This window comes from uncultured Methylibium sp., from assembly GCF_902826655.1.
Lineage (GTDB): Bacteria > Pseudomonadota > Gammaproteobacteria > Burkholderiales > Burkholderiaceae_C > Methylibium.
Genome location: NZ_CADEFR010000008.1, coordinates 94,136 through 107,345 on the forward strand (window position 1 = coordinate 94,136; position 13,210 = coordinate 107,345).

At 72.7% G+C, this 13,210-nt stretch carries 14 protein-coding genes; 8 read left to right on the plus strand and 6 right to left on the minus strand.

The genetic code is table 11. From position 1 onward, the window contains the following. Position 1: 1 nt before the first annotated feature. Both QZV97_RS05955 and QZV97_RS05960 read right to left on the minus strand, forming a co-directional pair. Positions 2-472 (minus strand): protocatechuate 3,4-dioxygenase, encoded by a 471-nt coding sequence (locus QZV97_RS05955; RefSeq protein WP_295640000.1) that lies wholly within the window; start codon positions 470-472, stop codon positions 2-4. Between the two features lie 2 nt (positions 473-474). Beyond that, a complete protein-coding gene (locus tag QZV97_RS05960; protein ID WP_295640003.1) occupies positions 475-1,167 on the minus strand; it encodes a protocatechuate 3,4-dioxygenase subunit beta in 693 nt (230 codons plus the stop codon). Between the two features lie 163 nt (positions 1,168-1,330). Between QZV97_RS05960 and QZV97_RS05965 the strand changes: the two genes are divergently transcribed. The 6 genes from QZV97_RS05965 to QZV97_RS05990 all read left to right on the plus strand — a co-directional run bounded on the left by QZV97_RS05965 (position 1,331) and on the right by QZV97_RS05990 (position 5,815). Then, entirely contained in the window at positions 1,331-2,158 is an 828-nt protein-coding gene (locus QZV97_RS05965) for an IclR family transcriptional regulator C-terminal domain-containing protein (protein ID WP_295640006.1), read from the plus strand. After that, the gene (gene pobA, locus QZV97_RS05970; protein WP_295640009.1) at positions 2,158-3,336 is read left to right on the plus strand and encodes a 4-hydroxybenzoate 3-monooxygenase; all 1,179 of its coding nucleotides are present in this window, start codon (positions 2,158-2,160) and stop codon (positions 3,334-3,336) included. Before QZV97_RS05965 ends, pobA begins: the two co-directional genes overlap by 1 nt. A 116-nt stretch (positions 3,337-3,452) precedes the next feature. After that, positions 3,453-4,139 carry a hypothetical protein gene (locus QZV97_RS05975; protein ID WP_295640011.1) on the plus strand — a complete coding sequence of 229 codons (687 nt, stop codon included), beginning with the start codon at positions 3,453-3,455 and terminating at the stop codon, positions 4,137-4,139. A 35-nt stretch (positions 4,140-4,174) separates the two neighbouring features. Beyond that, positions 4,175-5,020: an AraC family transcriptional regulator gene (locus tag QZV97_RS05980; RefSeq protein WP_295640013.1), complete on the plus strand. Its 846-nt coding sequence runs from the start codon at positions 4,175-4,177 to the stop codon at positions 5,018-5,020. A 26-nt stretch (positions 5,021-5,046) separates the two neighbouring features. Continuing rightward, positions 5,047-5,406, plus strand: a complete 360-nt coding sequence (locus QZV97_RS05985) for a VOC family protein (RefSeq protein WP_295640015.1) — start codon at positions 5,047-5,049, stop codon at positions 5,404-5,406. A 142-nt stretch (positions 5,407-5,548) separates the two neighbouring features. After that, positions 5,549-5,815, plus strand: coding sequence for a hypothetical protein (locus tag QZV97_RS05990; protein WP_295640017.1), 267 nt, complete (start codon positions 5,549-5,551; stop codon positions 5,813-5,815). A 4-nt stretch (positions 5,816-5,819) separates the two neighbouring features. On the opposite strand, the gene QZV97_RS05995 is transcribed toward QZV97_RS05990, so the two are convergent. The 3 genes from QZV97_RS05995 to QZV97_RS06005 are packed head-to-tail and all read right to left on the minus strand — an operon-like array spanning position 5,820 to position 9,380. Then, positions 5,820-6,548: an ABC transporter ATP-binding protein gene (locus QZV97_RS05995; protein WP_295640019.1), complete on the minus strand. Its 729-nt coding sequence runs from the start codon at positions 6,546-6,548 to the stop codon at positions 5,820-5,822. Next, the gene (locus tag QZV97_RS06000; protein WP_295640022.1) at positions 6,548-8,353 is read right to left on the minus strand and encodes a branched-chain amino acid ABC transporter ATP-binding protein/permease; all 1,806 of its coding nucleotides are present in this window, start codon (positions 8,351-8,353) and stop codon (positions 6,548-6,550) included. Before QZV97_RS06000 ends, QZV97_RS05995 begins: the two co-directional genes overlap by 1 nt. Next, complete coding sequence (locus QZV97_RS06005; RefSeq protein ID WP_295640025.1) at positions 8,343-9,380, minus strand: branched-chain amino acid ABC transporter permease; 1,038 nt, start codon at positions 9,378-9,380, stop codon at positions 8,343-8,345. The genes QZV97_RS06000 and QZV97_RS06005 overlap by 11 nt, the downstream gene beginning before the upstream one ends. 111 nt (positions 9,381-9,491) lie before the next feature. Between QZV97_RS06005 and QZV97_RS06010 the strand changes: the two genes are divergently transcribed. Next, entirely contained in the window at positions 9,492-10,427 is a 936-nt protein-coding gene (locus QZV97_RS06010; RefSeq protein ID WP_295640027.1) for a septal ring lytic transglycosylase RlpA family protein, read from the plus strand. 9 nt (positions 10,428-10,436) lie between these two features. Here the strand turns inward: QZV97_RS06010 and QZV97_RS06015 are convergent, their stop codons facing one another. Further along, complete coding sequence (locus QZV97_RS06015) at positions 10,437-11,204, minus strand: SDR family oxidoreductase (protein ID WP_295640030.1); 768 nt, start codon at positions 11,202-11,204, stop codon at positions 10,437-10,439. Positions 11,205-11,240: 36 nt separating this feature from the next. Between QZV97_RS06015 and QZV97_RS06020 the strand changes: the two genes are divergently transcribed. Next, positions 11,241-13,160, plus strand: coding sequence for a PhoX family phosphatase (locus QZV97_RS06020; RefSeq protein ID WP_295640033.1), 1,920 nt, complete (start codon positions 11,241-11,243; stop codon positions 13,158-13,160). The last annotated feature ends 50 nt before the right edge of the window (positions 13,161-13,210 follow it).

Below are 13,210 nucleotides of genomic sequence, written 5' to 3' on the forward strand. Positions count from 1 at the left end.
ACTACGCGGGATCGAAGAACACGGTTTCCTGCGGGCCTTGCAGATGCAGGTCCCAGCGGTAGCGGCCCTCGACCTCCGCCAGCGCCAGCAGCGTGGCACGGCGCGCGACCGGTACCTGGGCCAGCAGCGGCGACGACGCCAGGCCGGCGTCGTCGGCGAGGAAGACCGCGGTGAACTGATGCCGCAGCAGACCGCGCGCGAACACGACGAGGTGCGCGAGCGGCTCGCCCGGCGCCGGACGCGACGCGAAGGCGAGGCGGAAGGCGCCTTGCTCGTCGGTCGGCACGCGCAGGAAGTGCGTGCGCTCGGCGCCGCTCGGCCAGGCCTCGACGACGGCATCGCCGACCGGCTGGCCGTCGCCGTCGAGCACGCGGCCGTCCAGCAGCAACGCGCCTTCGCCGCCGTCGAAGGCCCAGCGCCAGCCCTCGTGAGGAAACGGGCCGATGGTCTGTGAAGGGGTGGGTCCGCTCATGATCACAGTCCGAAAGGCGTGGCGCCCCGGCCCCGCAGCACGATGTCGAAGCGCCAGCCCAGCATCTCGGCGCCGACGGTCGCGTCCATGTCGAGGTGGGCGTCGAGCCGCGTGCGCGCCGTCGCGTCGGGGATGCTCTGCACGATCGGGTCCAGCGCCAGCAGCGGATCGCCCGCGAAATACATCTGTGTCACCAGCCTCTGCGCCAGCACGTTGCCGAACAGCGAGAAGTGGATGTGCGCCGGCCGCCAGGCCTTGTCGTGATTGCCCCAGGGGTAGGGGCCGGGCTTGATGGTGACGAAGCGGAAGCGCCCGTCGCCGTCGGTGAAGCACTTGCCGAAGCCGAAGAAGTTGGGGTCCAGCGGCGCGTCGTGCTGGTCCTTGGCGTGCCAGTAGCGGCCGGCCGCGTTGCACTGCCAGACCTCGATCAGCGAGTCGCGCACCGGCCGGCCGTCCTCGTCGACGACGCGGCCGACGACGGCGATCTTCTCGCCCAGCGGGGCCGAGGCGCCGCGCGCCGTCAGGTCGGCGTCGCGGGGCAGCAGCAACGACGGCGGCAGTGCGAGGCCGGCCTCGGTGGCGGCCGGCAGGCGCACGCGCAGCGGCGGCTGGCGCGGGCCGCGCCGGGCGGTCGACCGGTAGGCCGGGTGCAGCAGGTCCGCATCGGTTCCGGCAGGCAGGGGCTGGAAGTCCATCGCAGGTGTCTCCTCGCCCGGTTTGTGCGATTGCCGCACTGATTGCGGGATCGTCGGGCTTGTCAGGCTGGAGCTTATCGCTAAGCTGCTGCAAAACAAGGCAATGAATGCCGGTGTGCGCGGTAAACGCGCAGATCGTGCGATCAACGAACTTCACATGGTCATGAGCCTGGACCCCGCGGCCGCCGACCCGGCCGAGCCCGACGCGCCGCCATCGCCGCTGCCGGGCGGCGGCGCGCCGCTGCAGCGCGACCTGATCGCCGGCCTGGAGAAGGGCCTGGCGGTGATCGAGGCCTTCGATCAGGAACGCCCGCGCCTGTCGATCACCGAGGTGGCCGAGCGCACTGGCCTGACCCGCGCCGCCGCGCGCCGCTACCTGATCACCCTGGCCCACCTGGGCTATGTGCAGCAGGACCGCAAGCTCTACGGCCTGACGCCCAAGGTGCTGCGGCTGGGGCAGAGCTACATGCATTCGGCGCGGCTGCCGCGCGTGATCCAGCCGCTGCTGCAGAAGCTGGCGTATGCGCTGCAGGAGGCCAGCTCGGCGGGGGTGCTGGACCACGACGACGTGATCGCGGTGGCGGCGGCGAGCGCCGGCCGCGTGGTGTCGGCGACGCTGCAGCCCGGCACGCGCGTGCCGGCCTACTGCACCAGCAACGGCCGCGTGCTGGTGGCCGCGATGCCGGACGAGGCGATGGACGCCTGGCTGGCGCGCCAGTCGCTGCAGCCGCTGACGCCGCACACCGTGACGAACCGCGAGCGTCTGCGCCTCGAGCTGCTGCGCACGCGCGCCAACGGCTACACCACGATCGACCAGGAGCTGGAGCTCGGCCTGCGCACGATCGCCGTGCCGCTGAAGAACTACCGCGGCGACACCGTCGCGGCGATGAACGTCAGCGTCCACGCGACGCGCATGCGCATGGAGCAGCTGGTCGAGCAGTGCCTGCCGCCGCTGCTGCATGCGCAGGCGCAGCTGCGCACCCTGCTCTGATGCGCACTCAAGTCGCAATCATTGGCGCCGGGCCTGCCGGGCTGCTGCTCGGCCAATTACTCACGCGCGCCGGCATCGCCAACCTGATCGTCGAGCGATCGAGCGCCGAACACGTGCTGGGCCGCATCCGCGCCGGCGTGCTGGAGCAGACCACCGCGGACCTGCTGGACGAGGCGGGGGTCGGCGCGCGCATGCACCGCGAGGGCCTGGTGCACGAGGGTTACGAGCTCGCTTTCGGTGGCATGCGCCACCGTATCGACCTGCGGCAGCTCACCGGTGGCAAGCACGTCGTCGTCTACGGCCAGACCGAGTTGACGCGCGACCTGATGGACGCGCGCCGCGCCGCCGAGGCGCCCACCGTCTACGAGGCCGACGACGTGAGCCTGCACGACTTCGACGGCGCCCGGCCGAGGATTCGCTACGCCAGCGGCGGCACGACGCACGAGCTCGCGTGCGACTTCATCGCCGGCTGCGACGGCTACCACGGCGTCAGCCGCGCCAGCGTGCCGGCCGCGGCGCTGACGACCTACGAGCGCGTCTACCCCTTCGGCTGGCTCGGCCTGCTGTCGGACACGCCGCCGGTCGCGCACGAGCTGGTCTACGCCAACCACGAACGCGGCTTCGCGCTGGCCAGCATGCGCTCGCCGACGCGCAGTCGCTACTACCTGCAATGCGCGCTGGACGACCACGTCGACCGCTGGAGCGACGAGGCCTTCTGGGACGAGCTGCGACGTCGCCTCGACCCGGCGGCCGCCGAAGCCCTGGTCACCGGTCCGTCGCTCGAGAAGAGCATCGCGCCGCTGCGCAGCTTCGTCGCCGAGCCGATGCGCTTCGGGCGGCTGTTCCTCGCCGGCGATGCCGCGCACATCGTGCCGCCGACGGGTGCCAAGGGCCTGAACCTCGCCGCCGCCGACGTGCGCACGCTGGCCCGCGCGCTGGTCGAGCACTACGCCGAGCGCAGCGAAGCGGGGCTGGCTGCCTACTCCGACCGCTGCCTGCGCCGCGTCTGGAAGGCCTCGCGCTTCTCGTGGTGGTTCACCTCGCTGATGCACCGCTTCCCCGACGGCGGCGAGATCGGCCACAAGCTGCAGCAGGCCGAGCTCGACTACCTGGCCGGCTCGCGCGCTGCGCAGACGGTGATGGCCGAGAACTACGTGGGCCTGCCCTTCGAAGGCTGAACACAGCAGCCTCCCCAGTTTGAAGCGCACGGAAGCGCGGGTGGTGATGGTGGCGCCGGCACGGCTCTGCTAGCTTGGACGTGCCCGCCCTGTACGGGCGAACCGAGGAGTGCACCATGCCATCACTGAACCAGTTCGCGTGGGTGAGCGGAACGTCGACCTACCGCTACGGTCACCGCTCGATCCCCAACATCCCGATCACCGGTGCGCCGGCCGACGCCAACCTGGCGCGCTGGGCCATGCTTCACGACGGCACGACCTACCGCTTCTACTGCTTCCGCGGCAGCAGCAGCGACACGCTGTACCAGTTCGGCTTCAACGGCGCGTCCTACGCCTTCGGCCACAACTCCATTCCGATCCTGACGCTCGCCGGTTTTCCGGCCGACACCGATGCCAGCAGCTTCCAGATGCTGCACGACGGCGCCGACTACCGGCTCTACATGCGCCGCCTGGGCGACCGCCGCACGCTCTACCAGGCGGCCTGGGTGGCCGGCAGCACGACCTACCGCCACGGCCATCACTCCCTGCCCGTCATCCCGGTGACCGGCTTCCCGCCCGACACCGACTGGTCGCGCTGGGGCATGCTGCACGACGGACTGGCCTACCGGATCTATGCCTTCAGGCTCGGCAGCAACACCGAGTTCTATCAAGGTTCGTTCAACCGCGCGGCCAATGCCTACCAGTACGCCTTCAACTCGATCCCCATGCTGACCCTGGTGGGCACGCCGGCCAACAGCGACCTGTCGGCGTTCGGCATGCTGCACGACAACCTGGACTACCGGTTCTACCTGCAGACCCTGTAGCGCCCGTGGCGGCCCGGCCGCGGCATCATGCGTCCATGCTGAAGGTCACCGAACTGAGGCAGGGCGCGATCGCGGTCAGCGAGTACCGCTGCAGCGCCGGCCCCGACGACCGCCCCGAGACCGAGCTGCACGGCGGCGATGCCGTGTCCTACGTGCGGCGCGGCGGCTTCGGCTACCGCAGCCGCGGTCGGTCCTACGAGCTGGTGGCCGGCTCGGTGCTGGCGGGCCGCGCCGGCGACGAGTTCGTCTGCAGCCACGAACACCACTGCTGCGGCGACGAATGCCTGTCGTTCCGGCTGGCGCCCGAGGTGATCGACTCGGTCGGCGGCGATCGCGGGCGCTGGCGCAGCACCGCGCTGCCGCCGCTGCCCGAGCTGATGGTGCTGGGCGAGCTGGCCCAGGCGGCGGCCGACGGCCGCAGCGAGATCGGCCTCGACGAGGCCGGTCTGCTGCTGGCGCGCCGCTACGTCGAGCTGATGACCGGCGCCGACAAGCCGCCGCTGCACGCGAGCGCGCAGGACCGCGGCCGCGCCGCGCGCACCGCGCTGTGGATCGACGCGCACGCCGACCAGCCCATCGACCTGGAGGCCGCGGCGCGCGAGGCCGGGCTCAGCCCCTATCACTTCCTGCGCGTGTTCGGCCGCGCGCTCGGCGTCACGCCGCACCAGTACCTGGTGCGGGCCCGGCTGCGCCGCGCCGCGCGCCTGCTGGCCGAGGATGCCGGTCCGGTGACCGAGATCGCGCTCGACGTCGGTTTCGCCGACCTGTCGAACTTCGTGCGCAGCTTCCGTCGTGCGGCCGGCCTGTCGCCGCGGCAGTTCACGCGGCTGTCGCGCGGCGAGCGCAATTTTCTCCAAGAACGCCTGGCCGACCCTGCCTAGCATCGTCTCCACTCAAGGAGACGAGCATGTACGACCACCTCGGATTGAAAGTCGGCAACCTCGACGCCAGCGTGCGTTTCTACGAGGCCGCGCTGTCGGCGCTGGGCCACGAGCTGGCCTCGCGCGACGACGACGGCGCGGGCCTCGGCCCGCCGGGCGCGCCGGCGCTGTGGCTCTACCGCAGCAAGGCGCCGGGCCGCGGCACGCACGTGGCCTTCAGCGCCCCGGACCGCGCCGCGGTCGATCGCTTCCATGCCCTGGGCCTGAAAGCCGGCGGCAGCGACAACGGCAAGCCCGGCCTGCGCAGCGACTACAGCCCGCAGTACTACGCGGCCTTCCTGATCGATCCCGACGGCAACAACGTCGAGGCGGTCTGCCTGCGCTAGGGCCTGGAGCGTCGCTGTTGCCAACTGCATCACGCCGCGAGCACCGACCCCCCCGTTCGACCTAGCTCATCCGGTGGATGGCGACAGCCGGCTTCGTCGCCGAAGCTTCGTTCACGGCGAAGCGACGATCGGGGAGAGCACGATGAGACTCTGGGAACGAAACGGCAGCGGCAGCGCACGGCGCGCACACCGGCTCGTCGAGGCCTATCGCGGCGACCGCCAGCTGGCCCCGGCGATCCAGGCCGCCATCGAGGCCGCGGTGGCCGACAAGCTGGCCTGGGGCGTGCTGCCGGCGCTGGACGATCACCTGCGCGCGACGGTCGACCTCTATGCGGTGGCCGACCTGCCCGAGGTCGAGATCCGGCCGCTCGCGCCGCAGGCCTGGCGGATCGCGCCGCTGGCGGCCTGAGGCCCTAGCGTCCCGCTGCGCCGAGGTAGGTCTCGACCACGCGCGGGTCGTCGCGCAGCGCGGCGGCCGGCCCCTCGAGCGCGATCTCGCCGGTCTCGAGCACGTAGCCGTGATCGGCCACCTCGAGCGCGGCGCGCGCGTTCTGCTCGATCAGCAGGATCGTGACGCCGGTCTCGCGCAGCTGCGCGATGGTGCGGAAGATGTCCTTCACGACCAGCGGCGCCAGTCCCAGGCTGGGTTCGTCGAGCATCAGCAGCGCCGGCCGGCTCATCAGCGCACGGCCGATCGCCAGCATCTGGCGTTCGCCGCCCGACAAGGTGCCGGCGAGCTGGCTGCGCCGCTCCTTCAGGCGCGGGAACAGCTCGTAGACGCGCGCCATCTCGCCCTGCCAGTCCTGGCGACCCAGGCGCATCTGCCGGTAGCCCCCCAGCAGCAGGTTGTCCTCGACCGGCATCGTGGCGAAGAGCTCGCGCTTCTCGGGCACCAGCGCGATGCCGCGCATCACGCGCTCCTCCAGCGTCAGCGCGGCGATGTCCTCGCCGCCGTGCAGGATGCGGCCGCGGGCCGGCAGCACGCCCATCAGCGCGTTGAGCAGCGTCGACTTGCCGGCGCCGTTGGGGCCGATCACGGTGACGACGCTGCCCTCGGCCGCCTGCAGCCTCAGCCCGGACAGCACCTCGGCCTTGCCGTAGCCGGCGTGCAGGTCGTGCACCTCGAGCAGCGGCGCGCCCATCAGTGTTCCGTCCCCAAGTAGGCGGCGCGGACCGCCGGGCTGGCCTGCACCTCGGCCGGCGTGCCTTCCATCAGCAGCGTGCCGAACTCCATCACGACGATGCGGTCCACGAGGCCCATCACGAAGTCCATGTCGTGCTCGACGAGCAGGATCGAAAGACCCTCGGCCTTGAGCTGCCGCAGCACCGCGGCCAGCGCCTGCTTCTCCTTCAGGCGCAGGCCGGCGGCCGGCTCGTCCAGCAGCAGCAGCGCCGGGTCGGTGGCCAGCGCGCGCGCGATCTCGACCAGGCGCTGCGGGCCGAGCGCCAGGTTGCCGGCCAGCTCGTGCCCCTGCGCGCCCAGGCCGATGCGCGCGAGCTGGGTCTCGGCCTCGCGGAACAGCTGGCGCTCCTCGGCGCGGTCCAGGCGCAGCATCGCCGCGAGCGTGCCCTTGCGGCTGCGCAGGTGGCCGCCGAGGGCGACGTTCTCGAGCACCGTCATCTCGGGGATCAGCTTGACGTGCTGGAAGGTGCGCGACATGCCGCGCTCGGCGATCTGCCGCGAGCCGAGCGCGCCGACCGGCTGGCCGCGGAAGCGCACCGCGCCGCGCGTCAGCGGCAGCACGCCGGAGACGAGGTTGAAGGTGGTGGACTTGCCGGCGCCGTTGGGTCCGATCAGGCCGACGATCTGTCCGGCGCGCACCTGGAAGCTGACGTCGTTGACGGCGACCAGGCCGCCGAACTCCTTGCGCACCGCCTGCGCGTCGAGCAGCAGCTCGCCGGGCGTCGGCTTGCTGCGCGCCGGCAGCGGCGGTGCATCGGCCCAGTCGCGCGCGCGTTCGCGCGCCGGCACGCGGCGGCGCAGCGCCTTCACCGCCATCGGCCACAGGCCGTCGGGCGCGTACTTCAGCGCCAGCACCAGCACGATGCCGAAGACGATGATCTCGTAGCTGCCGCTGCCGCCCAGCAGGGCCGGCAGCCAGACCTGCAGCTGCTCCTCGATCAGCTTGACGATGGCCGCGCCGGCGAAGGCGCCGCCGACCTGGCCGACGCCGCCGACCACCGCCATGAAGAGGTACTCGATGCCCATCTTCAGGCTGAAGGGCGAGGGGTTCACCGTGCGCTGGAAATGCGCGAACAGCCAGCCCGACACGGCGGCGAACAGCGCCGCGATGACGAAGATCACGACCTTGCAGCGGAAGCTCGACACCCCCATCGCCTCGGCCATCACCGCGCTGCCGCCCGGGCCGGCCTTGCTGGCGCGGATCGCGCGGCCGACGCGCGAGTCGAGCAAGCGCGTCAGCGCCAGCGCCCCCAGCAGCGCCAGGCCCCAGATCAGGTAGTAGATGCTGCGGCCCTGGTTGAAGTCGATGCCGCCGAGCGACAGCGCCGGCACGCCCAGCAGGCCGTCGTACTTGCCGAGCGCCTCGCTGGTGCCCATCAGGTAGTAGATCGACAGGCCCCAGGCGATGGTCGCGAGCGGCAGGTAGTGGCCCGACATGCGCAGCGTCAGCCAGGCCAGCACCAGCGCAGCCAGCAGCGTGAGGCCCAGGCCGACCCACAGCGCGAGCCACGGCGAGACGCCCGTCTGCGTGCTGAGCCAGGCCGTCGTGTAGGCGCCGATGCCGACGAAGGCCGCCTGGCCGAAGGAGGTGAGCCCGCCGACGCCGGTCAGCAGCACCAGGCCCAGCACCACCAGCGCGTACAGGCCGATGTAGTTGAGCTGGGTGATCCAGAACTCGGGCACCGGCAGCAGCGGCAGGGCCGCGACGATGGCGAGGAAGGCCAGCAGGGGCCAGCGCGTGCGCAGCATCGAACTACTCTTCATCGGAGTGGCGGTCGCGCAGCGAGCGCCACAGCAGCACCGGCAGGATCGCGGTGAAGACGATGACTTCCTTGTAGGCGCTGGCCCAGAAGGAGCCGAAGCTCTCGAGCAGCCCGACGCCGAGCGCGCCGACGAAGGCCAGCGGGTAGCTCGCCAGCCCGGCGAAGACCGCGGCGACGAAGCCCTTCAGGCCGATCAGGAAGCCGCTGTCGTAGACCATCGTCAGGTTGGGCCCGATCAGCAGGCCCGAGAGCGCGCCGATGAAGGCGGCCATCGTGAACGACAGGCGACCGGCCGTGTCGCTGGAGATGCCCATCAGCCGGGCGCCCAGCCGGTTGACCGCGGTGGCGCGCAGCGCCTTGCCCTGCAGCGAGCGCTCGAAGTACAGGAACAGCAGCACGATCAGCGCCGCCGAGACGCCGAAGATGATGACGGTCTGGCCGCTGATCGCCAGCGGCCCGAGCGCGAAGCGCGCGTCCCAGAAGCTGGGGTTGCGCGAGCCCTCGGCACCGAAGGCGACGAGGCCGATGCCGGTCAGCGCGAAGTGCACGCCGACCGAGACGATCAGCAGCACCAGCACGCTGGCGCCAGCCAGCGACTGGTAGGCCAGGCGATAGACCAGCGGCCCCATCGGCGTGATCAGCGCCAGCGTCAGCAGCGCCTGCAGCATCAGCGGCGGCTGCTGCGGCGCCAGCCAGATCGACAGCGCCGCGGCCGGCAGCGGCACGGCCAGCGTGCGCAGCGCACCGAGCGCGAGGCGCCGCGGCGCCGCGCCGCGGCGCCAGCCGGCGACGGCGTCGAGCACGACCACCGCCGCGGCCATCGCCAGCAGCAGCCACACCGTGCCCGGCACCTTGCCGAGCTGGAACACGCCGACGGTCAGCGCCGCGAAGGCGACGAACTCGCCCTGCGGAATGAAGATCACGCGCGTCACCGCGAACACCAGCACCGTGGCCAGCGCCAGCAGCGCGTAGACGGCGCCGTTGGTCAGGCCGTCGAGGGCCAGGATGCTGGCGATGGTGAGGTCCATGGAGGCGGGGTCGGTTGGCGGCGCCGCAGGCGCGGGCGGATGATGCCGCAGCCGCGCGGGGCTTCGGCACCGGACACACCCGCAGGCGCGGCCTCGGGTATGGTGCGCGCCATGCGAATGTTCGTGAGCGTGTCGCATCGCGCCCTGGCCGTGCTGGGCGCTGCGCTGATCGCCGGCTGCGCATCCGGGCCGAAGTCGCCGGCGCCGCTGCCCGGCCGCGACGGCCCGGCCGCCGAGATCCCGGCCGACCTGGCCCGCGTGCCCGACGCCGAACCGCGCGTCGAGCCGATCCGCAGCGGCGGGCCCAACAAGCCCTACGAGGTGCTGGGCCGCAGCTACACGCCGCTGGCGCGCGACGTGCCGCTCCGGGAGAAGGGCCTGGCCTCGTGGTACGGCCGCAAGTTCCACGGTCGCAAGACCGCCAGCGGCGAGATCTACGACATGCACGCGATGACGGCGGCCCACAAGACCATGCCGCTGCCCAGCTATGCGCGCGTGCGCAATCCGGCCAACGGCCGCGAGATCATCGTGCGCGTCAACGACCGCGGGCCCTTCGTCGCCGGCCGCATCATCGACCTGAGCTACACCGCGGCGCTCAAGCTCGACCTGCTGCGCGGCGTGGCGCCGGTCGAGGTCGAGCGCCTGCGCTTCGACGAGATCCGCAGCGGTGCGTGGCGGCGCGACGGACCGCCGCGGCCGGTCGAGCCGGCGCCGGCCGAGGTGGCCGTCGCGCCGCCCGCCATCGAATTGCCGCGCACGCCGGACACGGCCGAGGCCGGCGACGGCGGACCGCCCGCCGCGACGCCGCCCGCGCGCGGCTTCTGGGTGCAGCTGGGCGCCTTCCGCGAACGCGGCGGGGCCGAGGACTTCCAGCAGCGCGTCGCGGTCGAGCTGGACTGGCTGGCGCCGCGCATGGCGGTCTTCAGCGACGCGCCGCTGTTCCGCCTGCAGGCGGGACCCTATGCCTCGCGCGACGAGGCCCAGGGCGCCGCGCAGCGCGTGCGCGAGGCGCTGCAGCTGGTGCCGGTGATCGTCGAGCGGCGCTAGGCTCGCGCGCTAGCGGCCGCCGGCGACGTCGAGCACCGCGCCGGTCACGTAGCTCGCCTCGTCCGACAGCAGCCAGACGATGCTGCGTGCCACTTCGTCGGCGGTGCCGGCGCGCTGCATCGGCAGCTGCGGCGCCAGCTCGCGGGCCCGATCGGGCTGGCCGCCGGACGCGTGGATGTCGGTCTCGATGATGCCGGGCCGCACCGCGTTGACGCGCACGCCCTCGGCCGCCACCTCGCGCGCGAGGCCGAGCGTGAAGGTGTCGATCGCGGCCTTGGCCGCGGCGTAGTCGACGTACTGCCCCGGCGAGCCCAGGCGCGCCGCGGCCGACGAGACGTTGACGATCGCGCCGCCCGCGCCGCCGTGGCGCGTGCTCAGGCGCCGCACGGCCTCGCGCGCGCAGGCGAAGCTGCCAAAGACGTTGACCGCGAACATGCGCTGCAGGCGCGCGGCGTCCATCTCGTCGACGCGCGCGGCGACGTCGACGACGCCGGCGTTGTTGACCAGGCCGCGCAGGCGCGAGCGCCCGTCGGGCCCGGCGCCGAAGTGCGCGTCGACCGTGGCGAACAGGCGCACCACGGCCGCGTCGTCGGCGACGTCGGCGCGGAAGGCCGCGGTCTCGGCGCCGGCGGCGCGCAGGCGCTCGACCAGCGCCGCGGCGGCGCGCTCGTCGCGGGCATAGTTCAGGGCCACGGCCCAGCCGCGGGCCGCGGCGAGTTCGGCGACGGCGCGACCGATGCCGCGGCTGGCGCCGGTGACGAGCAACACGGGTTTCATGGCCGCGAGGGTAGCGCGGCCGACGACGGAGCGGCGATGCCCAAGGACTTTGCGTCGATGGAGGATTCGAATCCGTCGACCGCGCCCGACCTCCACGCGCTGAGCGATCCGGCGCGCCGCGTCGTCGTGGGCGGCGGTCTGGCGGCGGCGCTGCGGCGCGTGCTGGCGCCGCTGGCCGGGCTGGCGTCGGCCGGCGCCGTGGCGGCTCGCCGGCGGCCCCTGCTGGGCTTCGACTCGGTGCCGACGTCCGTCGCCGACACGGTCGTCGTGCCGCCCGGCTACGTGGCCGAGGTGCTGATCGCCTGGGGCGACCCGATCGGCGCAGCGGCCGGTCAGCCGGCCTTCGCGTCCGACGCGAGCCAGGGCGCCGACGAGCAGGCGCTGCAGTCGGGCATGCACCACGACGGCATGCACTTCTTTCCGGTCTCGGCCACGCGCGGCCTGCTGGTGACCAACCACGAGTACGTCGACGACGGCCTGCTGCACGCCGACGGCCTGGCGAACTGGAGCGCCGACAAGGTGCGCAAGTCGCAGGCGGCGCACGGCGTGTCGGTGATCGAGATCGTGCGCAGGCGCGGCGGGCGCTGGCACGTGCTGCGGCCTTCGCGCCACGCGCGCCGCATCACCGCGACGACGCCGATGCGCATCGCCGGCCCGGCCGCCGGCCACGCGCTGATGCAGACCGCACTCGACCCCGGCGGCACGCAGGTGCTGGGGACGTTCAACAACTGCGCCCACGGCGTCACGCCCTGGGGCACCTACCTCGCCTGCGAGGAGAACTTCGTCGACTACTTCCGCGCGCCCGAGCCGCTCGATGCGCACCAGCGCCGCTGGGGTTTGCGCGCCAGCAGCGGCGGCTGGTACCGCTGGCACGAGCACGACGAGCGCTTCGATGCGCGCCGCCATCCGAACGAGTTCAACCGCCACGGCTGGGTCGTCGAGATCGATCCCTTCGATCCGGACAGCACGCCGGTCAAGCGCACCGCGCTCGGCCGCGCCGCGCACGAGGGGGCCTGGGTCGCGCAGGCGCCCGACGGCCGCGTCGCCGTCTACATGGGCGAGGACGCGCGCTTCGAGTACCTCTACAAGTTCGTCTCGCGCGACGCGGTGCGGCCCGGTGGCTACGCCGCCAATCGCACGCTGCTGGATCACGGCACGCTCCATGTCGCGCGCTTCGACGCCGACGGGCGCGGCGAGTGGATCCCGCTGGTCGCCGGGCAGGGCGGGCTCGATGCCGAGGCCGGCTTCGGCAGCCAGGGCGAGCTGCTGGTGAAGACGCGCCAGGCCGCCGACCGCGTCGGCGCGACGCGCCTGGACCGGCCCGAGTGGACGGCCGGCGATCCGCGCACCGGCGAGGTCTACTGCAGCCTCACCAACAACCGCGCGCGCGGCCAGGCCGGCCAGCCGCCGGTCGATGCCGCCAACCCGCGCGCCGGCAACAGCATGGGCCAGATCCTGCGCTGGAAGGAAGACGGCGGCTTCGCCGGCACGCGCTTCACCTGGGAGCACTTCGTGCTGGCCGGCGACCCGGCCAACGAACGGCCCGAGGCGCGCGGCAACGTGCGCGGCGATGCCTTCGGCAGCCCCGACGGCCTGTACGTCGACCCGCGCGGCGTGCTGTGGATCCAGACCGACGCCTCGAGCACCGCGCTCGGCCGCGGTGACTACGCGCGCCTGGGCAACAACATGATGCTGGCGGCCGACCCGGTGAGCGGCGAAGTGCGGCGCTTCCTGACCGGGCCGGTGGGTAGCGAGATCGCCGGCGCGGTGATGACCCCCGACCTGCGCACGCTGTTCGTCAACATCCAGCACCCGGGCGAGTCGCCGGGTGATCGCAGCGATCCGGGAGCGCCGACGCGGCACTCGAGCTGGCCGCAGGAGCATGGCGCGGGCGGCCGGCCGCGGTCGGCGACGCTGGTGGTGCGGAGGCGGGACGGGGGGGTGATCGGGAGCTAGCTGTGACGTTCCGATAGGTTGTTCATCCGTTCCTGATTTGGGAAGCTGGG

Coding starts and splice junctions, on each gene's coding strand:
- QZV97_RS05955 (WP_295640000.1), bottom strand. CDS start 472: ATGAGCGGACCCACCCCTTCACAGACCATCGGCCCGTTTCCTCACGAG.
- QZV97_RS05960 (WP_295640003.1), bottom strand. CDS start 1,167: ATGGACTTCCAGCCCCTGCCTGCCGGAACCGATGCGGACCTGCTGCAC.
- QZV97_RS05965 (WP_295640006.1), top strand. CDS start 1,331: ATGAGCCTGGACCCCGCGGCCGCCGACCCGGCCGAGCCCGACGCGCCG.
- pobA (WP_295640009.1), top strand. CDS start 2,158: ATGCGCACTCAAGTCGCAATCATTGGCGCCGGGCCTGCCGGGCTGCTG.
- QZV97_RS05975 (WP_295640011.1), top strand. CDS start 3,453: ATGCCATCACTGAACCAGTTCGCGTGGGTGAGCGGAACGTCGACCTAC.
- QZV97_RS05980 (WP_295640013.1), top strand. CDS start 4,175: ATGCTGAAGGTCACCGAACTGAGGCAGGGCGCGATCGCGGTCAGCGAG.
- QZV97_RS05985 (WP_295640015.1), top strand. CDS start 5,047: ATGTACGACCACCTCGGATTGAAAGTCGGCAACCTCGACGCCAGCGTG.
- QZV97_RS05990 (WP_295640017.1), top strand. CDS start 5,549: ATGAGACTCTGGGAACGAAACGGCAGCGGCAGCGCACGGCGCGCACAC.
- QZV97_RS05995 (WP_295640019.1), bottom strand. CDS start 6,548: ATGGGCGCGCCGCTGCTCGAGGTGCACGACCTGCACGCCGGCTACGGC.
- QZV97_RS06000 (WP_295640022.1), bottom strand. CDS start 8,353: ATGAAGAGTAGTTCGATGCTGCGCACGCGCTGGCCCCTGCTGGCCTTC.
- QZV97_RS06005 (WP_295640025.1), bottom strand. CDS start 9,380: ATGGACCTCACCATCGCCAGCATCCTGGCCCTCGACGGCCTGACCAAC.
- QZV97_RS06010 (WP_295640027.1), top strand. CDS start 9,492: ATGCGAATGTTCGTGAGCGTGTCGCATCGCGCCCTGGCCGTGCTGGGC.
- QZV97_RS06015 (WP_295640030.1), bottom strand. CDS start 11,204: ATGAAACCCGTGTTGCTCGTCACCGGCGCCAGCCGCGGCATCGGTCGC.
- QZV97_RS06020 (WP_295640033.1), top strand. CDS start 11,241: ATGCCCAAGGACTTTGCGTCGATGGAGGATTCGAATCCGTCGACCGCG.